15 protein-coding genes are annotated in these 20,609 nt (G+C 64.5%); 5 read left to right on the top strand and 10 right to left on the bottom strand.

What is annotated here, in order from left to right; genetic code table 11:
• Nucleotides 1–51 precede the first annotated feature (51 nt).
• Together A3K89_RS16100 and A3K89_RS16095 are read right to left on the bottom strand one after the other, a co-directional pair.
• A complete protein-coding gene (locus A3K89_RS16100) occupies nucleotides 52–1,551 on the bottom strand; it encodes a hypothetical protein (RefSeq protein WP_157105365.1) in 1,500 nt (499 codons plus the stop codon).
• Nucleotides 1,548–2,738 (bottom strand): hypothetical protein, encoded by a 1,191-nt coding sequence (locus A3K89_RS16095; protein ID WP_068427737.1) that lies wholly within the window; start codon nucleotides 2,736–2,738, stop codon nucleotides 1,548–1,550. The genes A3K89_RS16100 and A3K89_RS16095 overlap by 4 nt, the downstream gene beginning before the upstream one ends.
• Before the next feature lie 267 nt (nucleotides 2,739–3,005).
• Between A3K89_RS16095 and A3K89_RS25835 the strand changes: the two genes are divergently transcribed.
• Entirely contained in the window at nucleotides 3,006–3,188 is a 183-nt protein-coding gene (locus tag A3K89_RS25835) for a hypothetical protein (RefSeq protein WP_157105364.1), read from the top strand.
• A gap of 141 nt (nucleotides 3,189–3,329) precedes the next feature.
• Here A3K89_RS25835 and A3K89_RS16085 read toward each other — a convergent pair whose 3' ends face one another.
• Nucleotides 3,330–5,000 (bottom strand): hypothetical protein, encoded by a 1,671-nt coding sequence (locus tag A3K89_RS16085; RefSeq protein ID WP_068427734.1) that lies wholly within the window; start codon nucleotides 4,998–5,000, stop codon nucleotides 3,330–3,332.
• 120 nt (nucleotides 5,001–5,120) lie between these two features.
• Between A3K89_RS16085 and A3K89_RS16080 the strand changes: the two genes are divergently transcribed.
• Nucleotides 5,121–5,612 (top strand): SixA phosphatase family protein, encoded by a 492-nt coding sequence (locus A3K89_RS16080; protein WP_068428990.1) that lies wholly within the window; start codon nucleotides 5,121–5,123, stop codon nucleotides 5,610–5,612.
• Between the two features lies 1 nt (nucleotide 5,613).
• Here A3K89_RS16080 and A3K89_RS16075 read toward each other — a convergent pair whose 3' ends face one another.
• The 4 genes from A3K89_RS16075 to A3K89_RS16060 form a co-directional block, all read right to left on the bottom strand.
• Complete coding sequence (locus A3K89_RS16075) at nucleotides 5,614–5,817, bottom strand: hypothetical protein (RefSeq protein ID WP_068428988.1); 204 nt, start codon at nucleotides 5,815–5,817, stop codon at nucleotides 5,614–5,616.
• 30 nt (nucleotides 5,818–5,847) lie between these two features.
• Complete coding sequence (locus A3K89_RS16070; protein ID WP_068427732.1) at nucleotides 5,848–6,699, bottom strand: helix-turn-helix transcriptional regulator; 852 nt, start codon at nucleotides 6,697–6,699, stop codon at nucleotides 5,848–5,850.
• Nucleotides 6,700–6,823: 124 nt separating this feature from the next.
• On the bottom strand, nucleotides 6,824–7,795 hold the full coding sequence (locus A3K89_RS16065) for an MsnO8 family LLM class oxidoreductase (RefSeq protein WP_068427730.1): 972 nt from the start codon (nucleotides 7,793–7,795) through the stop codon (nucleotides 6,824–6,826).
• 41 nt (nucleotides 7,796–7,836) lie between these two features.
• Nucleotides 7,837–8,340: an SRPBCC family protein gene (locus tag A3K89_RS16060; protein ID WP_114328256.1), complete on the bottom strand. Its 504-nt coding sequence runs from the start codon at nucleotides 8,338–8,340 to the stop codon at nucleotides 7,837–7,839.
• A gap of 145 nt (nucleotides 8,341–8,485) precedes the next feature.
• Here A3K89_RS16060 and A3K89_RS16055 point away from each other — a divergent pair, with 145 nt between their 5' ends.
• Nucleotides 8,486–8,851 carry a VOC family protein gene (locus tag A3K89_RS16055; RefSeq protein ID WP_174551441.1) on the top strand — a complete coding sequence of 122 codons (366 nt, stop codon included), beginning with the start codon at nucleotides 8,486–8,488 and terminating at the stop codon, nucleotides 8,849–8,851.
• Between the two features lie 120 nt (nucleotides 8,852–8,971).
• Complete coding sequence (locus A3K89_RS16050; RefSeq protein WP_068427728.1) at nucleotides 8,972–10,594, top strand: GMC oxidoreductase; 1,623 nt, start codon at nucleotides 8,972–8,974, stop codon at nucleotides 10,592–10,594.
• 54 nt (nucleotides 10,595–10,648) lie between these two features.
• Here the strand turns inward: A3K89_RS16050 and A3K89_RS16045 are convergent, their stop codons facing one another.
• The gene (locus tag A3K89_RS16045; RefSeq protein WP_068427726.1) at nucleotides 10,649–12,265 is read right to left on the bottom strand and encodes an alkaline phosphatase D family protein; all 1,617 of its coding nucleotides are present in this window, start codon (nucleotides 12,263–12,265) and stop codon (nucleotides 10,649–10,651) included.
• A gap of 110 nt (nucleotides 12,266–12,375) precedes the next feature.
• On the opposite strand from A3K89_RS16045, the gene A3K89_RS16040 reads away from it, so the two are divergent.
• Complete coding sequence (locus tag A3K89_RS16040) at nucleotides 12,376–12,789, top strand: VOC family protein (RefSeq protein WP_068427724.1); 414 nt, start codon at nucleotides 12,376–12,378, stop codon at nucleotides 12,787–12,789.
• A 96-nt stretch (nucleotides 12,790–12,885) separates the two neighbouring features.
• Here A3K89_RS16040 and A3K89_RS16035 read toward each other — a convergent pair whose 3' ends face one another.
• Both A3K89_RS16035 and rpoB read right to left on the bottom strand, forming a co-directional pair.
• Entirely contained in the window at nucleotides 12,886–16,842 is a 3,957-nt protein-coding gene (locus A3K89_RS16035; RefSeq protein WP_068427722.1) for a DNA-directed RNA polymerase subunit beta', read from the bottom strand.
• A gap of 97 nt (nucleotides 16,843–16,939) precedes the next feature.
• Nucleotides 16,940–20,446 (bottom strand): DNA-directed RNA polymerase subunit beta, encoded by a 3,507-nt coding sequence (gene rpoB / locus A3K89_RS16030; RefSeq protein WP_068427720.1) that lies wholly within the window; start codon nucleotides 20,444–20,446, stop codon nucleotides 16,940–16,942.
• Between the last annotated feature and the right edge of the window lie 163 nt (nucleotides 20,447–20,609).

The following is a 20,609-nucleotide window of genomic DNA, read 5'->3' as shown; positions in this document are numbered from 1 at the left end:
ATCTTTCAACCGCCGATCGACGACCGCACACATTGCCCTCGACGCGAACGGTCAGGACAAAAGCGACGCGACGTCGAGTTCGACTGTCCTGCCGCCCCTTTCGATTCCGCGCACACCGAGCCCGGCAATCCAAATGCGGCCTTCCTCATCGACAGTGACATCGGGCCTGGACGTCTTGATCGGCCGAACGGACAACACCGCGAATGTGACTGGATTCAGTACGACGAACAACCATCGCCCGTCTTCTCTCGGCGGGAGCTGATCACCGTCGTCGACGGGCCACCACCCGTGATGTCCATAACCGCTCGGGCGGTGCTGAACAATCCATACATGGTTACCTATCCGCCCGCCCGACAGAAATCGCTGCGCGAGTAACGTCTCGCCCGACCGAGCGTCGATGACGCCGTGGTAGGTGAACACTCGAATGCCGGCGACTGTTCGAACCACGAATAACGCTACGGGGCTCTCGATTTCATGACCTGGACGGTAATAGCCGCTTCGGTCGATCTCGGAAACCTCGACAGTGCGGCGGGGACGTCCCAGCGTCAGCAGCAGGAAACCTGTATCGGTCGGAGCGCAATCGATGACAGGGCGCAGACCGCCGCTAGGCGTCGAAACATTCTGTTGCTCACCACTACTGCTGATGATGACTACGTGGTCTTCGGTGACGACCAGCAACGAACCTTGTCGGGCGGTCGCGAATCGGACGGGACCCAAATCGAACCGGACAACGGACACAACGCCGTCAACAATGTTGCACCGCAACACGTCCGATCTACCGGCGACCCAGCATCCTGAATAGTCAGCGAACACCCGTCGTGGTCGGGGATCCGCGAGCGCGCTCACCACACCCGCAGGCAGCACGTACTCAGTCGCTGCCGCAGCACCGATCGGATCGACAACACGCACTAAGACCGGCAACTCCCCGTCCAGGAGCCACAGCGTCGATCCAGCGGCGCTGACGGCCGACGGTACGACGCGAGGCCGGATCGGCGCCGGCGGGACGTTGTCGAGGTCGAGGTCGATCACCACTCCCATGTGGTGCCGCCTGCTGTCGCCTGGTTCAGGATCCCGGTCGCCGGGGACGTTGTCGAACCACCGCGGCGACGTCTCGATATCCTCCAACTCGAGCGTATCGGCCGTGCCGTGAATCCAACCCTGATCACCGTAGACCAGCGTGCCGAACACGTTGCGAACCCGCGTCACCAGACCGCGCACAGGTTCAGTCCGGCCGGCATGATCGACGAAGAAGCTCCCATTTTCGGCGATCTGCCCGACAACCGGGCGATCTGCCCGCCATGCTGCCGACCATCCGTCGCCCCGAAGTACGGTCTCCCACTGCAAGTGACCATCGGGGTGGCGCAACGGTTCGCGGTCCAACGTGGGGTGCGCGACGGCTCGAATCGACCCGAGTCTCGGATCGGTGACGGGTTCTGCGCAACGAAAGAACTCGAGGCTGATCGCCAACGGCTCCCCCACCGCGGGCGGCCGGACTGATCCGTCCTCGATTAGCCACCCGTCGACCATCACGGTCAACACACGCACAGTCATCGGCCTGGATTCGCTTGTAGGACATCGTCGACCGTGTGGCCGATCCAGCGTTCGTACTGATCCGCGGGCGCCAGCTTCGGAAAGAATTCCCGTCGCAGATCGGCAATGATCTTTGGGTAGTCGTAGTCCTGACTCTGCAACAACACTCGCCCTGGGACATCGACCCGTGCTTGTACTTGGGCCACGGTGTGGAGAACGTTGAACACTGCCGGTAGTGGCTCGCTCCCGCTTGCGTCTGTCAGAGCGTTCACCGAGGCCAAAGCAAGCGTCGGGACCTGTTCGCCGTTGTCCGACGTTTCCCACAGATGGATGCGTGCGTCGTCGTGGAAGGCGTCCCACACTTTGGTGCTGTGCCGGTCGTCGAACGGGACTGGAAGCGGAGAGCCGTTGTCGAACGCCTCGAGGCCCCCGCGGATCCAATCGATGTCCGCGACACCGGCGATCGTGTAGGCCCGCCGCGCAGCCCACGCAGCGATCGTGCGCAGTTTGGGTGCGCGGGCTCGGGCCATGGCGTCGACGAGCATTCGGTCGTGCCCTGCGAATTGTTGAGCGTAGGGCACGCGTGCGATCTTGTCGGTGGGCGGCCGCCCGCCCCAGTCGATAGCGTTTTGCTTGACCGAGCGCGCCATCTGTTCGTAGCCGTACTTGATGTACATGGTTGCGTCCGCGACGGGATCGGGGTCCCACCAGTTTCTGACCTTGTGGACGATGATGTCGTTGTTCCAGGCCGTGTCGGTCTTGTGGAGTCGACGCATTGCGGCGGTTTTGGCAACTCTCCAGATCTGAACGAGGTACGACTCCGTTGGGTCGGTGACGGTCAAGTCCCAGTTTGCATCTCGTCCGCGTCCGCTGACTCGAAAGGTGTTGAGCCCTTTCGGGATCGATAGCGTCGGGAAGTCCTGGGCGACCTCGCCGCCCATGGTGAGGACTCGGAACGGTTCGCTTACCTTGATTGTGGCTTCTTCGATGACTTCCCACTCGCCGCTGGTGCTGGGGTCGCCGGGATCGGTTTCAAGTAGCTCGACCATCACCGATACCGGGCCGTAGGCGACCCCGGTCATGACAGTCACGAAGTTCGGCCCGACTTCGATGACGCTGCCGGTCGCAGTCGGTTCGTAGGTCTCTGCGGACTGCGATCCCACAACGAACTGGTGATGGTCAGCATGGACAGTTCCGGTGTACGTCACGAAATCGGTCCCGGCAGCGGATTTGTTCCAGCAGTCCGCCGGTTGCTGCCGAGGAAAGACCAGGACTCACCGCACGTCTTCATGACCGAAGCTTACGAGATGACCAACGGCGACATCGGGTCCATAAGTTTCCGCAGTCCCTTTTGATTAGGTTGCGTGGACGTCAGTGGGAACAACACCCGTCGACATGCAATCCCTGGCGTTGTCAGCCTCCGGATCGCGCTGCGTGCACGCGCAGACGAGCTCGTCGGGCGGACCGTGCGCTGCGTGGCAATAGCCCTTCCAGTCGGCGGCCTGGTTGCCACCGCGGCCGGGGTCGGGACAGCATGGCTCTACGACTTCACCACCCGCGTGTCGACGACGATTCCGGTCGTCCTTGCGGTGCTGCTGGTTCTCGCCGCCACATTCGCTTTGGCGCGACTGTGGGCGCGGCGTGTATCGGCCACCTGACTTCGCCGACAAGGGGCGAGCGCACCTCACTCCTCCAGGCTTTGACAAATTTACCCTTCGATTGTGCGGTTTCAAGGGTCGAAAGCGCACAATTGGAGGGTAGATTTCGCTAACTTCCTATAGACCACGTCCAGTGTCCGGTCACAGCTCAGGATCGGCTGCGAATCGAGCCAGCTCGGTGCTCACCACCTCCGGAAGGCCGTTGTTCTGAGTCTGCGCCGCCGTCAGCACGTCGAGGTGGTTGTACCCCTGCACGACGATTCGCGTGTCGTTCGGATGGCCCGACGGAGGCAGATCGATTCCGCCGCTTCCCTGCAGCGTGAGGATCGGGCTACGGTCCGCTCCGTCTCGGTGTATCCGATGTCCACTGATCGCGGTGGCGCCCGATTGAGCCAGATCGAACGTCAACGCAGTCGGGAAATACCACTCCGTGAAGTCCAGCGGCGGCTCCGCGAGACTGCGAGCCAGCTGAGTGATGGATGTGACCTCACTGGTGGAATCGGTGTAGCGCGCGGTCTGCTCCGAGCCGTCGAGCGCGTCGTAATCGTTCCAGGTGTACACGACGTCAGGATCGCCGAACACCGCCGGTGCAGCTTTGCGCGCATCGCCGAGCGCACTACCGATCATCGGAAGTGACTCCATGCCGGGCAGAGTGGGAAACGACTTGTCCACGACGGGCTGTGCGCCGATGAAGCCGACGCTTGCCTGGAGAAAGCCGAAAGGCTGGGAATTGTCGTCGAGCAGTGCGCCGAGCACGGCGTCGTTGGTGGCGTTCAGGGTTCGCACCGACGGGCTGCCCGTCGCAGCCGTCGCGGTGTCCTTCGACAGCAGAACCCGCAGTGTCGCATCGATGTTCGTGTTGCGCGGCAGAACGTCGACGAGATCGTTCACGCCGTCGGGATCGATGCTGGCTGCGACGCCCGCCATCGCAAGGAGATTTGTGGTCTCGGGGTTGATGACGGCCGGTAGTCGCAGCACCGGCAGTGCACCGTCGACACGGGCCGCGAGGTCGGCGATCGGATCGGCCACTGCGCGAGGCACTTCCAGATCCGGAATGCCTCTCAGCAGGGGTGGCGTTCCCGCTTTCACGATGGTGTCGAGCGCGAAATAGCCGGCGCACTGGTTGAATCCGGCGTCGTCGAGTGTGCCGGGATTGCCGTCGAAATCCCACTCGGCGAAGTAGCCCGTCACGAAACCGCCGAGCGAGTGTCCGCCGCACAGCATCTTCTGTTTGCGCATGGCCGGATCCGGCATCTCGATGCGCATCACGTCGTACTGATCCCGCAGCGTCTGTTCGAGTCCCTGGCGCGCGAGCCACGCCGTCGCGTCGCCGTCGACGAAACCGCCGAATCGTCGACCGTCCACCTCGGCGCCGCCGTAGTAGTAGTCCGACGCGACCGTCAGATCTCTCGCTGCCAGCGCCGCCTGCGTACCGGTGTGGTCCTCCATGCAATTGGACCGTCGATCCAATGCCCAGAACTCGATATGGGATCCCGCCGCGGCGGCAGCGGACACGGTGTTACGGGCAACGGACTCGAAGGCACCGGCACCCTCGTAGATTCCCGGTTGCGCGACCAGAATGCGGTCTGCCGCGGTCGATTCCGTCGGGCCATCGACCGACCGCCACCGCAGGTAGGAGAGGTAGTCGCATTCCGGAGGACGTCGGAGCGCGTCGGGCGGTAGTGGGGCAAGCACCGACACGACGGATCCGACGACGTCGGTGACCGGCGACGACGATTCGATCTGCTCCTCGCTTCGCGAGACGACAGGTTGCGCGACCGCCGGAATGCCTGCCAGTAGCAACACGACCATTACCCCGAAAACCGTCGACATCGTTCGCACGCGTTGGTCCCCCCCGGATTCACTCACCGCTGTTCGACGAGGAGACTCTAGAACGAGGGACCGACATCCGTGCGCGATACGGTGGTACTCATGACGCGAACTTTGGTGCTCATGCGACACGGCAAGTCCGCCTACCCCGACGGGGTGGAAGATTTCGACCGCCCCCTCGCCGAGCGTGGCGAGCGCGAAGCGGGACTGGCAGGCCAGTGGATCACCGAGCACTTCGGCGCCGTCGACGCCGTGTTGTGCTCGACGGCAACGCGCACCCGCGAAACACTCGCCGCAACGAAGATCGACGCACCCGTGACCTACGAGGAGCGCATCTACGGGGCGTCGCCGGAGGAGATCATCGACGAGGTCGCACTGACCGACGACTCCGTCTCGACACTGCTCGTCGTCGGCCATGCGCCCGGAATACCGTTCACCGCACTGGAATTGGGCGAAGCCACCGGCTCCGAGGCAGCCATCGAGATCGGCCGCAAATTTCCGACGTCGGCGATCGCTGTTCTCACCTTCGACACGTCATGGTCGGAGATCGGACGCGGCACCGGCGCGCTGACGCACTTCCACGTGCCGCGCTAGCTCAGCTCTTCAGTTTCGCGCCGACGAACCCGACGACGCCGAGTGCGATGAGCAGCAGAAGGGCGGTTCCGAAACCTGCGAGCCACCACACGAGCGCGAAGATTACCAATGCGGGTGCAGCGGCGATCAACGCAATGCCGGGGCTTTCGCGCACCGTCTCGAGTGCGGACTGAGCATGAACGCGGTCGAGCTTCTTGCCTGCCATGTCGAGCACCTCTCCTGCGTCGGATATGTCCTAGTTCTCCACAGTAGCGCGCATCGTCTGGGTGCCGATGACCCTGAGCAGGTCGAACTTCTCGCGGGCATCGGTCCCCGGAAGGGGCGAGTAGACGATGAGATGCTGGCCTTCCTTCTGCGTCGCGAGCGTCTCGCAGTGCACCGCGACGACTCCGACGTCCGCGTGTACGAACCGTTTGATCGCGGACGCCTTGAACGCCACCCGGTGCTCGCTCCAGACCGACTCGAACTCCTCGCTCTCGGCACGTAGACGGGACACGAGTGTCGTCGCCTCGGGATCACCGGCTCGGCGCGCTGCGACGGCTCGCAGATCCGCAACCTGCTTGTGCGCCATGCGATCCCAGTCGTCCTCGACGAATCCGCGTCGTGCGTTCGGATCCATGAAGAACCGCCACACCACGTACCTGTCCATGCCGGTGTACTCGGGCACGCCGCCGGACAAGGCGTCGAACATCGTGTTGTAGGCCAGGATCTCGCCGAGATCGGTGACGACGAACGCCGGGGTGTCGTCGAGCTTGGTCAGCAGATGCATCAAACCGGGGCCGACGTGTTTGTCCGCACCGATCCGCGTCGGAGGCGCCTGCCCGGCCAGAATGTACAGGTGGTCGCGCTCGTCGTCGTCGAAACGCAGCGCACGCGCCAGCGAGCTCAGGATCTGCGTCGACGGATGCGGACCTCTCCCCTGCTCGAGGCGCGTGTAGTAGTCGGTGGACATCCCGGCCAGCAAGGCCACTTCGTCGCGTCGCAACCCCGGTGTTCGACGCCTCACGCCGGGCGCGACACCGACGTCGGCGGGAGTCAGGAGTTCACGGCGTCGGCGAAGGAAGTCTGCGAGCTGGTCTCGTTCCACGTCGTTCAGTGTGCTCTTCTCCGGCGCGCCCAGCCAGGGATCGGCAGTCCCACGACAAGCGCATCGACAAGGCCGCGCCTGCCGACGCCGTCGCGGGCGACCGATACGCCGAGGCCCAGATGGCTCAGCTCGACAGCGAGGCCTGAACCAGATCCATCAACGCGGCATCGGCGTCGAACAGGGCTTCTCGGTCGTAGGTCGACGTCGATGCCAGAATCTCGTCGGCGCCGGTTCGATCGCTCAACCGATCGAGCTGTGCCACAACCATTTCCGGCGTTCCGTGAACGCCGGTGGCAATGGACTTCTCGACGCGATCGCGCACACGCGTCGGAGCCGCGTCGAGATCGATGTTCGACGCCGGTGTCAGCGGCGGGAATTCGCCCGTCCGTCGCGATTGCGCCATCGCCCATGCCTCGGGGAGCACCAACTCTCGCGCTCTCGACGCCGTCTCGGCGACGGTGATGTCGAGCGACACGATCACCGTCGGCGCAGGGTTGCGCTCGGTGGGACGGAACCGACATCGGTAGTCGTCGATCGCGGAACCGTCGCCGTACAGGATCGGGCCGCCGACGACGACGGGAAGTCCCGCCTCCGCCGCGACGGCCAACCCCTGCCCCGTCGCGAGCACGTAGACCGGCGGCGACGGCACCGCAGGCCGCACCGTGACCGGGCCGGTGCTGTCCAGGTAACTACGGAGTTCGGCGAGGTCGTCGATGAACGTGTCCGCTGCTACCGTGCGCAAAGCCCTGCGCACCGGCTCGGTGAATCCCACCGAACGGCCGACCCCGGCGTCGACCCGGCCCGGGTAGAGCGCTTCGAGCATCGCGAACTGCTCGGCCACGACGAACGGCTGATGGTTCGGGAGCATGACGCCGCCCGACCCGATCCGGATGCTCGACGTCCTGGCACCAATCGCCGCCAACAGCACCGGCGGTGCGCCACTCGCGATCCCGGGGACCCCGTGATGCTCGGCTACCCAGAATCGGTGGTAGCCGAGCTTCTCCGCGTTGACGGCACGGTCGATGGTCGCGTGAAGCGCCGTCGCGTCGGACGAGCCGTCACGGGTTCGGGAGCGATCGAGAAGCGACAGAAGCACGTCAGAGGCAACGAGTTACGCGTCGCGCATATTTCTGGAGGTCAAGCGGGCAGACCCTCACGATCCTCGACGATTGCCGCATCCAACGAGGCCAGAGACCGTTCGAGAAACTCGGTCGGGACGGCAGGCATGCCCCCGATCTGGTCGCGGACGAACGACGGCGTGTCGGTCCAGTCGTAGGTCAACGTGACCCGGGTGCCGTCACCGTCCTCGGCGAGGTCGTAGCGCCACCACCACCCGCCGGCCTCGAGCACCCCGTCGTCGTTCACTGTCGTCGGCAACCACCCGATAGCGCGGTTCGGTTGGAAGACCGTCACGAGATTGTGAATGACGTAGTGGCCCCCTGCCTGCTCGATGTACATGTTCATGGGGAAGACCTGGCCGGGGCCTGTGATCGGGGTCGGTTCGATGGCGTCGCGCACCCAATCCGTCGGTTCGGTGCGGTGGTGGTTCGACGGGTCGGCCAGAAAGGCGAACACGGTCGACGGGGGCGCGGAGACGGTGCGGCTGACGGACAGGCGTTCCGGGTCGTTGATGTCGTGCATTTCTCGTTCCTTCTCGTAGGCGTCGTCGCAGGTTCCGACCCGGCGCGAGCGAAAAATTCATCGCCCCGCACACAGAGGACCGAAGCTGTCCGCGATTCGGGTCACACTGAGACCCGTCAACCGATCGAGACCGAGGAGAGACATCGTGGACATTCGCATCGAACTCATCATGATCCCCGTGACCGACGTGGACCGGGCCAAGAAGTTCTACACCAGCATCGGGTTCGTCGCCGACTACGACGAGCGCCCGACCGACGACATTCGCTACGTGCAACTGACCCCGCCCGGTTCGGCGTGTTCGATCGCCATCGGCGAGAACATCACGAAAGCTGCACCCGGCAGCGTCGAGGGCATGCAGGTCGTCGTCGATAGCGCGCAAGAGGCTTACGACCACCTCACGGCCGCCGGGTTGGAGATCGATCCCGTCGTCGACCAGGGCTGGGGGAAGTTCGTGTACTTCTCCGATCCCGACGGCAACAAGTGGGCGGTGCAGGAGCTACCGAAGGGCTAGTCCGCACGACCTGCGCTCGACCAGCGGAAACCAGCATTTTCCCGACATACGGTCGCTTTTTGGCAACCGGATAGGGAAGAATGTCCGGCGGGTCGGGGTCGAGTGCAGGGGACGAAACACGTGAAACGCAGGCAACTGCTTCAACTGGCAGCAGCGGGACTGGTCGGAATGGCCGCACCGCCGCTGGTATCGGCGTCCCGGGCCGGCGCGATCCCCATCGGCGTCGGCTCGATCCGCAACCTCGTTCCGGAGTTGTTCGCCGATCCCCCTCGACCGCCGGATCACTCGTCCGTCATCGTCGTCGGCTCCGGTTTCGGCGCCAGTGCCGCTGCCCTGAGGCTCGCTCAGGCCGGGCGTCGGGTCACCGTCCTCGAACGCGGCCTGCGCTGGCCACGTGACCCGTGGCGCGACATCTTCACTGCCGACATGACAGCCGACGGCCGTGGTCTGTGGCGTCAGGGATCGTTCACCAACATCACGGGCATGCCCGTGGGGCCCGTCGACCGCTTCGGCGGTGTGCTCGACACGACGCGCTTCGAGAACCTCTCGGTGTGGCGTGGTGCGGCCGTCGGCGGTGGATCCATCGTCTACACCGGCGTCACCATCGCGCCCGACAAGCGCTTCTTCGACATGTCCTTCGGCGGGCGCCTCTCGTACGACGAGATGGCCGCCACGTGGTACCCGAAGGCGCGCTCGATGCTGCTGCCGTCGACCATGCCTGCCGACATCTACAACAGTCCCAACTTCTCGCATTCTCGTACGTGGGACGACCATGCCCGACGCGCCGGCTATTCACCCGAGCCCGTCGACGGCAACTGGAATTGGAACGTCCTCCGCGACGAGATGTCCGGCCGGTCGCGTCCGTCGGCGACCATCGGGGCGAGCACCTTCGGCAACAGCAACGGCGCCAAGCACGACCTGACCCAGAACTACATCCCGCAAGCCGAGGGCACCGGCAACGCACTCATCGCGCACAGCCACGAGGTGGCCGCCATCGGCACCGAATCGGGTGGCCGCTACCGCGTCGAGGTGCGACGCCTCGACCCCGAGGGCAACGTCGTCGAAACCCGAACGCTCACATGCGATTCGCTCGTCCTCGGCGCAGGATCGATCGGCACGACGGAACTGCTGCTGCGCGCCCAGGCGACGGGCGCACTCGGCAACCTGAACGAGTTCGTCGGCCGCGGTTTCGGCACCAACGGCGACGCGTCGATGACCCGCTCGCTCGGCCCCGCGAATGGCGGACCGCAGGGTGCGCCGTGTGCGTCGCGCATCGTCGACGAGTCGGGACTTCCGTTGACCGTCGAGAACTGGTACGTCCCCGGCGTTCCCTGGGACCTCGGATTCCTCGGCTCACTCGGCATGACTATCGATCCCCTGCGCGCGAACTTCTCCTACAACGCCGCGACCGACTCGATGTCGCTGTCCTGGCCGAAGGGCGGTAGCCGCGACACCGTCGAAGCCCTACGCGCAGTACAGAATCGGATGGCAGCAGCCGGCGGAACCGTCGTCTCGGCCGAACCGTTCACCCGCGACGTCGACGACACCTTCACCGCCCATCCGCTCGGCGGGGCGGTGCTCGGTGACGTCACCGACTCGTACGGCAGGGTCAAGGGCCACGACGGCGTCTACGTCGTCGACGGCGCCCTGATCCCCGGCAGCACGGGTGCGGCCAACCCGTCGCTCACCATCACCGCGTTGGCGGAGCGCAACGTCGCTCGCATCATCGCCGATGGGCGCTGACGCGTCCGTGCGTGGATAGTTGCATCGGGGTCCAACTCTCCACGCACGGGTGCGTCAGCGCAGGTCGATCTCGGGGCTGCCGTCCGGAACGGTGACCGTCGCAGCCGTGCGGACGGCGTTGCCGGGTGTGGAGACCGCGTCGAGAACCCGTACCTCCGAACGCCATTCGCTCGGCGTCAACGAGGCACGCAGGTAGCCGCGTCGCGCATTGCCGAACTTCACGTGGGGTGAGCCGTGTGCAATGGCGGCGCCTGTCGTGTCGACGTCGGCACCGTCCTTGCCCGACGCGATCGACGTCGTCGCGATCTCGACGCCCACCACCGGCGACACCTGATCCTGGTAGTCGCGTCGAAGCTCCGACACGATCGTGCGGTGGATGTCGCCGACGATCGACGCCACGTTGTTCGTTCCGCGGTCGCGTGCACCATCGAGAATGCGGTGGCGCGACGCCTCGTACCCGCTCCAGGGATCCATTCCTACCTTGCGGTCGGCGTCGAGTCCGCGTGCGAGATCCGAGATGACAGTCTGGTGCGCAAGGAAATTCCACTTCGACGGCGAGGAGAAGCCGTCGAGAATCCACTGCTCCTGCTCGGCGCCCGTGATGGTGCGCGACGGGTCCGCGGTCTCGGCGTTCTGCGCGTGCTCGCCGTCGCCGTTGGCCTGATCGCTGCGGTACTGGCGGGTGTCGAGGACGGAGAAGTCGACCAGATCGCCGAACGAGAAGCGCCGGTACACCTTCATGTCGGGGCCTGAAGGTCTCAGATTTGCGCGGACGGGCATGTTCTCCCACCACGCCTTGAAGGCATCGGCTCTTCGGAGGAGAAATTGTTTTGGATCGTCGTCGTCCTGACTGATCTGCGACGCCCAGTTGTTGTCGACCTCGTGATCGTCGAACGTCGTCACGAACGGCGCCGACGCGTGCGCCGCGGCCAAATTCTCGTCGGCCTTGTACATGGCATAGCGGTCGCGATAGTCGTTGAGCACCATGGTTTCTCGTGCGGCGGAGTCGGGCCGCGCTTTACCTGCGCGCGCTCCCTCGTCCTTGATCGCGTACTCGTAGATGTAGTCACCGAGGAAGAACACGACATCGAGATTCGACGACGCCACATCCTTGTACGCGTCGAAGAATCCGTCTTCCCACTTCTGGCACGACGCCCACGCGAAGTCGAGACGGCCGAGCGACTGACCCGGTGCCGGAGCAGTTTTCGTGCGACCCACGGTGCTGGCATGTGCACCGACGAGGAAACGGTAGAAGTATTCGCGGGCCGGCTCCAGTCCCTCCACGTCGACGTGGACCGACCAGCCGTCGAATTTCGTAGCCAGCTCGACACCTTGGGTGACGATGCGCCCGAACTTCTCGTCGGCAGCGATCTGCCACTGCACCGGAACGACCCCCGGGTTCATTCCACCCAGCGGCGCGAAGGGATCCGTCGCGAGCCGAGTCCACAGGACCACCGAGTCGGGCAACGGGTCACCGGACGCAACACCCAGTCGAAACGGAAAGTCCGGCGGGACAACCGATTGCGCGTTCGCGGCGGGGATTCCAGTCAGCTCAGGAGTGAACGCCAGCGCACCGACCAGTGCGCTCCACGTCAGAAACTGTCGCCGCGTCGAACCCCCGCGTAGGGAGATGTCACGGCCGATGGATACGTCGTTTCCTCGTCTCACCATCGTTCGAGGCTCTCGGACGCCGGTCAACAGGACCCGTCATCGAGGGGACGTGCACATGAACCGATCACGAAGGGCCGTAGTTGTCCGCAATCGACGGCATGCTGTGTTCCATGACCACACCGGACCGCTCAGGATCACAGATCGACCATCTCAACGTCGGCGTCTCCGACCTTTCCGCGAGCGCCGCCTTCTACGGCGCAGCCCTCGCACCCCTCGGCATCACCGAGATCATGCGGGTTCCCGCGGGCACCGACCAGCTCCCCATGATCGCCTTCGGATGGGCGGACCGAAAACCGTTCTTCTGGATCGTCGACGCCCCAGGTGCGCAGATCGGTCCGCACACCCATCTTGCGTTCACCGCTGCCGACCACGACACCGTCGACGCCTTCCACGTCGCCGCTTTAGCGGCCGGTGCCGTCGAACTGCGACCGCCCGGCCTGCAGCCCGAGTACCACGCGTCGTACTACGGCGCGTTCGTCCGGGATCTCAACGGTATCGACCTCGAAGCGGTCTGCCACCGATAACGCGAAAAGCCCCGCATCTCACAGGATGCGGGGCTCTCGTCGTGAGTGCGAATGTACAGCGGGCTATACATTCGCACTCACGTGCGCCGAAGGCGCCTACCGGTATTCGTTGGAGAAACCGTAGTCGTCGAGCGGCACTGCGGCACCGGTGTTCTGGCCGAAGCCGTCCGGGCTGTAGTACTGATCGTCGTACGACGGCACCGCGTATGCCGCGGCACGTGCCTCTTCGGTCGGCTGCACCTGGATGTTGCGGTACCGGTTGATACCGGTTCCGGCCGGGATGAGCTTACCGATGATGACGTTCTCCTTGAGGCCGATGAGCTTGTCGCTGCGGGTGTTGATGGCCGCATCGGTGAGCACACGAGTGGTCTCCTGGAAGGACGCTGCCGACAGCCACGAATCCGTTGCCAGCGACGCCTTGGTGATACCCATCAGGACCGGACGTCCGGCTGCGGGCTCGCCGCCCTCGGACACGACCCGACGGTTCGACGCCTCGAACTCGCTGCGCTCGGTCAGAGAACCGGGCAGGAACTCGGTGGAGCCGGAGTCGATGATCGTGACGCGACGGAGCATCTGGCGCACGATCGTCTCGATGTGCTTGTCGTGAATCGACACACCCTGCGACCGGTACACCTCCTGGACCTCGTTCACCAGGTGAATCTGAACCTGGCGAGGACCCATCACGCGCAGAACCTCGTGCGGATCGGCAGCACCTTCCATGAGCTGCTGGCCGACCTCGACGTGGTCACCGTCCGCCAGCAGGCGCTCGGTGCCGTCGTCGTGCTTGAAGACGCGCAGACGCTGACGCTTCGAGAGCTTGTCGTAGACAACCTCTTCGCCGCCGTCGTCCGGAATGATGGTGATCTTGTAGAAACGATCGCCGTCCTCGAGCTGGATGCGTCCCGACACGTCCGCGATGGGAGCCTTGCCCTTCGGCACACGTGCCTCGAACAGCTCCTGCACGCGAGGCAGACCACCGGTGATGTCGTCTCCGGCGACACCACCCTGGTGGAAGGTACGCATGGTCAGCTGGGTACCGGGCTCACCGATGGACTGTGCGGCGACGATACCGACGGCCTCACCGATGTCGACGAGCTTGCCGGTCGCCATGCTGCGTCCGTAGCACGTGGCGCAGACGCCGGTGCCGGTGGTGCAGGTGAGCACCGAACGGACCTTGACCGTCGTGACGCCTGCCTCGAGCAGAGCATCGATGGCTGGGTCACCCAGGTCGTGTCCACGAGCGACGATGACGTTTCCGTTGTCGTCGGTCGCGTCGGCGGCCAGCGTACGAGCGTAGGTGCTGGTCTCGACGTGAGCGTCACGGATCATCGTGCCGTCGGCGAGCTTCTCGGCGATGGTCGTGGTGATGCCGCGCTCGGTGCCACAGTCGACCTCGCGAACGATGACGTCCTGCGACACGTCGACGAGACGACGCGTCAGGTAGCCCGAGTCGGCGGTACGAAGCGCCGTGTCGGCCAGACCCTTACGAGCACCGTGCGTGTTGATGAAGTACTCGAGGACCGTCAGGCCTTCCTTGAAGGAAGACTTGATCGGACGCGGGATGAACTCACCCTTCGGGTTGGTCACCAGACCCTTCATGCCGGCGAGCGAACGAACCTGAGTCATGTTTCCGGCTGCGCCGGACTTCACGATCATCGGGATCGGGTTGTCGTCGGGGAAGTGCGCCTCCATGGCCTTACCGACCTGCTCGGTCGCGTCCTGCCAGATCTTGACCAGAGCCGAGTTGCGCTCGGCGTGGTCGAGAGCACCACGCTGGTACTTCTTCTCGATCTGGTCGGCCTGGGCCTCGAACGACTCCATGATCTGCGGCTTCTCCGGCGGCACGAGCACGTCGGAGATCGAGATGGTGACGCCCGAACGCGTGGCCCAGTAGAAGCCTGCGTCCTTGAGCTTGTCGACGGTCTGCGCGACGACGATCATCGGGTAGCGCTCGGCGAGATCGTTGATGATCGTGGCCTGACGCTTCTTCGGCATCTGCTCGTTGACGAACGGGTAGTCCGCCGGAAGCAGCTCGTTGAAGATGACGCGTCCGAGGGTGGTCTCGGCGGTCCAGCCGTCGCCACGGTTCCAGCCGTTCGGGAACAGCTCGGCCTCGATGTCGCGCGGCGGACGCTGCTGCGTCAGCCGAACCTTGATCTGCGACTGCACGGTCAGCACGCCACGATCGACGGCCATCTGTGCCTCGGCCGGGCTCGAGTACGTACCGAACTCGGCGGCGTCGGCGCTGGCGTCGACGTGCTCGCCCTTGGCGCCCGGATCGAGGCGCGTCAGGTGGAACAGACCGGTGACCATGTCCAGACGCGGCATGGCGAGCGGACGGCCCGATGCAGGCGACAGGATGTTGTTCGACGACAGCATCAGCACGCGTGCCTCGGCCTGAGCCTCGGCGGACAGCGGCAGGTGCACGGCCATCTGGTCACCGTCGAAGTCGGCGTTGAACGCCTCACAGACGAGCGGGTGCAGCTGGATGGCCTTGCCCTCGACGAGCTGCGGCTCGAACGCCTGGATGCCCAACCGGTGCAGCGTAGGTGCACGGTTCAGCAGCACGGGGTGCTCGCCGATGACCTCTTCGAGGACGTCCCACACCTGGGGACGCTGACGCTCGACCATGCGCTTGGCCGACTTGATGTTCTGCGCGTGGTTCAGATCGACCAGACGCTTCATCACGAACGGCTTGAACAGCTCGAGAGCCATCAGCTTCGGCAGACCACACTGGTGCAGCTTCAGCTGAGGACCGACGACGATGACCGAACGGCCCGAGTAGTCGACGCGCTTACCGAGCAGGTTCTGACGGAAACGACCCTGCTTGCCCTTGAGCAAGTCGGACAGCGACTTCAGCGGGCGGTTACCCGGTCCGGTGACCGGACGTCCACGACGGCCGTTGTCGAACAGGGCGTCGACCGACTCCTGCAGCATCCGCTTCTCGTTGTTGACGATGATCTCGGGAGCACCGAGGTCGATCAGTCGCTTGAGGCGGTTGTTGCGGTTGATGACGCGGCGGTACAGGTCGTTGAGGTCGGACGTCGCGAAACGCCCACCGTCGAGCTGCACCATCGGACGAAGCTCCGGCGGGATGACCGGGACGGCGTCGAGGACCATGCCCATCGGCGAGTTACGGCCGGCCTGGAACGCTGCGACGACCTTCAGACGCTTCAGTGCGCGAAGCTTCTTCTGGCCCTTGCCGCTGCGGATGGTCTCGCGCAGGATCTCGGCTTCGGCGTCGACGTCGAAGGTCTCCATGAGCTTCTGGATCGACTCGGCACCCATGGCGCCGGTGAAGTACTCGCCGTAGCGGTCGGTGAGCTCGCGGTAGATGAGCTCGTCGACGATGAGCTGCTTCGGAGCCAGCTTGGTGAAGGTGTTCCAGATCTCCTCGAGACGATCCAGTTCACGCTGCGCACGATCGCGGAGCTGACGCATCTCGCGCTCGCCGCCGTCCTTGACCTTGCGGCGGACATCGGACTTCGCGCCCTCTGCCTCGAGCTCGGCGATGTCGGCTTCGAGCTTCTGCGCGCGAGCCTCGAGATCGGCGTCGCGCTGATCGGCGACAGCCTTCTTCTCGACCTCCATCTCGGCCTCGAGCGTCGAGAGCTCGTTGTGGCGGAGCTCGTCGTCGACCGAGGTGATGACGTAGGCAGCGAAGTAGATGATCTTTTCCAGATCCTTCGGAGCCAGGTCGAGCAGGTAACCGAGGCGCGACGGGACGCCCTTGAAGTACCAGATGTGCGTGACGGGTGCAGCCAGTTCGATGTGGCCCATGCGCTCACGACGCACCTTGGCGCGAGTGACCTCGACGCCGCAGCGCTCACAGATGATGCCCTTGAAGCGGACGCGCTTGTACTTGCCGCAGTAGCACTCCCAGTCCCGGGTGGGGCCGAAGATCTTCTCGCAGAAGAGGCCGTCCTTCTCGGGCTTGAGCGTGCGGTAGTTGATGGTCTCCGGCTTCTTGACCTCGCCGTAGGACCAGTTACGGATGTCGTCCGCCGTGGCCAAGCCAATGCGGAGTTCATCGAAGAAGTTGACGTCGAGCACGTAACTTCCTTTCCCCGTGATGGGTGTTGTACTGCCGAATCGAAAACAAGAACTAACGCCCCTGGGCCCGCGTCACTGCAGGCCCGGGGACCAAGAACTACTGGGCGAGGTCGTCGACCGTGGCAGCTTCGTTGCGGGAAAGGTTGATTCCCAGGTTGGCTGCCGCACGCTCGAGATCTTCGTCGTCGCCGTCGGCCATCGTGATGGCTGCGCCGTCCGAGGACAGCACCTCCACGTTGAGGCACAGCGACTGGAGCTCCTTGAGGAGCACCTTGAAGGACTCGGGAATGCCGGGCTCGGGGATGTTCTCGCCCTTGACGATGGCCTCGTACACCTTCACGCGACCGACCACGTCGTCGGACTTGATGGTCAGAAGCTCCTGCAGCGTGTATGCCGCACCGTAGGCCTGCATGGCCCAGCACTCCATCTCACCGAAGCGCTGACCACCGAACTGGGCCTTACCGCCGAGGGGCTGCTGCGTGATCATCGAGTACGGACCGGTCGAACGAGCGTGGATCTTGTCGTCGACCAAGTGGTGCAGCTTGATGATGTACATGTAGCCCACCGACACCGGGTACGGGAACGGCTCGCCGGAGCGGCCGTCGAACAGCGTGGCCTTGCCGTCGGGGCCGACCATCTGCTCGCCGTCACGGTTCGGGATGGTGCTCTCGAGCAGACCAGCGAGCTGGTGCTCCTTGGCGCCGTCGAACACCGGGGTGGCGATGTTGCTGTCGGCCGGAGCCGCCAGCATCTCCTCCGGAAGGCGGTCGGCCCAATCGGGCTTCGTGCCGTCCGCGGCGATCTGCACGTTCCATCCGGTCTTGCCGATCCACCCGAGGTGGGTCTCCAGAACCTGACCGATGTTCATACGACGCGGAACACCGTGCGTGTTCAGGATGATGTCGATCGGGGTGCCGTCGGGCAGGAACGGCATGTCCTCCTGCGGGAGGATCTTGCCGATGACGCCCTTGTTTCCGTGGCGGCCTGCGAGCTTGTCGCCGTCCTGGATCTTGCGCTTCTGCGCGACGTACACGCGCACGAGCTCGTTGACGCCGGGAGGCAGGTCGTCGTCGTCCTCGCGCGAGAACACGCGAATGCCGATGACCTTTCCACTCTCACCGTGAGGAACCTTCAGCGACGTGTCACGAACCTCGCGAGCCTTCTCACCGAAGATGGCGCGCAGCAGACGCTCTTCCGGGGTCAGCTCGGTCTCGCCCTTCGGCGTGACCTTTCCGACCAGCACGTCGCCGTCACGAACCTCGGCACCGATACGGATGATGCCGCGCTCGTCGAGGTCGGCGAGGACCTCGTCGGAGACGTTCGGGATGTCACGAGTGATCTCCTCGGCACCGAGCTTGGTGTCGCGGGCGTCGATCTCGTGCTCTTCGATGTGGATCGAGGTGAGAACGTCCTCTTCCACGAGGCGCTGCGACAGGATGATCGCGTCCTCGTAGTTGTGGCCTTCCCACGGCATGATCGCGAGCAGCAGGTTCTTGCCGAGCGCCATCTCACCGTTCTCGGTGCAGGGACCGTCGGCGAGGACCTGGCCGGCCTCGACGCGCTGACCCTCGTCCACGATCGGACGCTGGTTGGCACACGTGCCCTGGTTCGAGCGCGCGAACTTGCGCATGCGGTACGTCTTGCGGCTGCCGTCGTCGGCCATGACCGTGACGTAGTCCGCGGACACCTCTTCGACGACGCCCGTCTTGTCGGTGATGACGACGTCACCGGCGTCGACGGCAGCGCGGAGCTCCATGCCGGTACCGACGATCGGCGACTCGCTGCGCACCAGCGGGACGGCCTGACGCTGCATGTTCGCGCCCATGAGGGCACGGTTGGCGTCGTCGTGCTCGAGGAACGGAATCATCGCGGTGGCGACGGACACCATCTGGCGCGGCGAGACGTCCATGTAGTCGATGTCGGCGGACGAGACGAACTCGACCTCTCCACCCTTACGACGGACGAGAATCTTGTCCTCGACGAAGCGACCCTGATCGTCGACGAGCGAGTTCGCCTGCGCGAGCGTGTGGCGATCCTCTTCGTCGGCCGTCAGGTAGTCGACCTCGTCGGTGACCTGGCCGTCGACGACCTTGCGGTACGGCGTCTCGATGAAGCCGAACGGGTTGACCCGCGCGTACACCGAGAGCGAACCGATCAGACCGATGTTCGGACCCTCGGGGGTCTCGATCGGGCACATGCGGCCGTAGTGCGACGGGTGGACGTCACGAACCTCGAGGCCCGCGCGCTCACGCGACAGACCACCGGGGCCGAGAGCCGACAGACGACGCTTGTGCGTCAGACCCGACAGCGGGTTGTTCTGGTCCATGAACTGCGACAGCTGGGACGTTCCGAAGAACTCCTTGATCGCAGCCACGACGGGACGGATGTTGATCAGGGTCTGCGGCGTGATCGCCTCGACGTCCTGAGTGGTCATCCGCTCGCGAACAACGCGCTCCATGCGGGACAGGCCGACGCGGATCTGGTTCTGGATCAGCTCGCCGACCGTGCGGAGACGACGGTTGCCGAAGTGGTCGATGTCGTCGACCTCGACGGGAACCTCGACGCCGCCGGGAGCCGTCATCGAGGTCTCACCTGCGTGCAGACGCACGAGGTACTCGATGGTCGCGACGATGTCTTCCTCGGTGAGGGTCGACGCGACGATCGGCTGGCCGGAGTTCAGGCCGAGCTTCTTGTTGATCTTGTAGCGGCCCACGCGAGCGAGGTCGTAGCGCTTGTCCTTGAAGAACAGGTTCTCCAGGAGCGTCTGCGCGCTCTCCTTCGTGGGGGGCTCGCCCGGACGCAGCTTGCGGTAGATGTCGAGGAGTGCCTCGTCGGTACCGGCGGTGTTGTCCTTCTCGAGCGTGGCCATCAGGATCTCGGAGAAGCCGAAGCGCTCCGTGATCTGCTCGGTGGTCCAGCCGAGAGCCTTCAGCAGCACGGTGACCGGCTGACGACGCTTGCGGTCGATACGAACACCCACGGTGTCGCGCTTGTCGACGTCGAACTCGAGCCATGCACCACGGCCGGGGATGACCTTGACGCTGTGCAGGTCCTTCTCCGTCGTCTTGTCGACCGTGTGGTCGAAGTAGACGCCGGGGGAACGAACGAGCTGCGAGACGACGACACGCTCGGTGCCGTTGATGATGAACGTGCCCTTGTCGGTCATCATGGGGAAATCACCCATGAACACCGTCTGGCTCTTGATCTCACCGGTGTTGTTGTTGATGAACTCGGCAGTGACGAACAGCGGAGCCGCGTACGTCATGTCCTTGTCCTTGCACTCGTCCTGCGAGGCCTTGACCTCGTCGAATCGAGGATCGGAGAAGGAAAGAGACATCGAGCCCGAGAAGTCCTCGATCGGAGAGAGCTCCGTCAGGATGTCCTCGAGACCACCGGTGACTTCACCGTCACCGCGCGCGGCGGCACGGTCGCGCCAGGACTGCGCGCCTACCAGCCATTCGAAAGAGTCCGTCTGTACATCGAGGAGACCGGGTACCTCCAACGGTTCGCGGATGTTCGCGAACGAAACCCTCCTCGGGGCTCCCGGTGTTCCGACAACTGCCTTGGTCTGGCTAGAGACTGCCAAGATGCGTCCTTCCAGCACCTCACGCGGGCCGCTCGTGCAGTGCGACCGCCGCTGTATCTGCTTGCTATATGTGGGGCGAATTCACTGGTCACAACCAAGACCGAATCCCCACTGCAATCTCTTCGAAGTTCGACTTCGCAGACACAGCAATCGAGAGGTGGACAGGAGGCAGCCAGCGCAA

The sequence above is a fragment of the Rhodococcoides kyotonense genome (assembly GCF_001645385.1).
Lineage (GTDB): Bacteria > Actinomycetota > Actinomycetes > Mycobacteriales > Mycobacteriaceae > Rhodococcoides > Rhodococcoides kyotonensis_B.
Note: the sequence above shows the minus strand (reverse complement) of the source record. Positions and strands in the feature narration are given on the sequence as shown.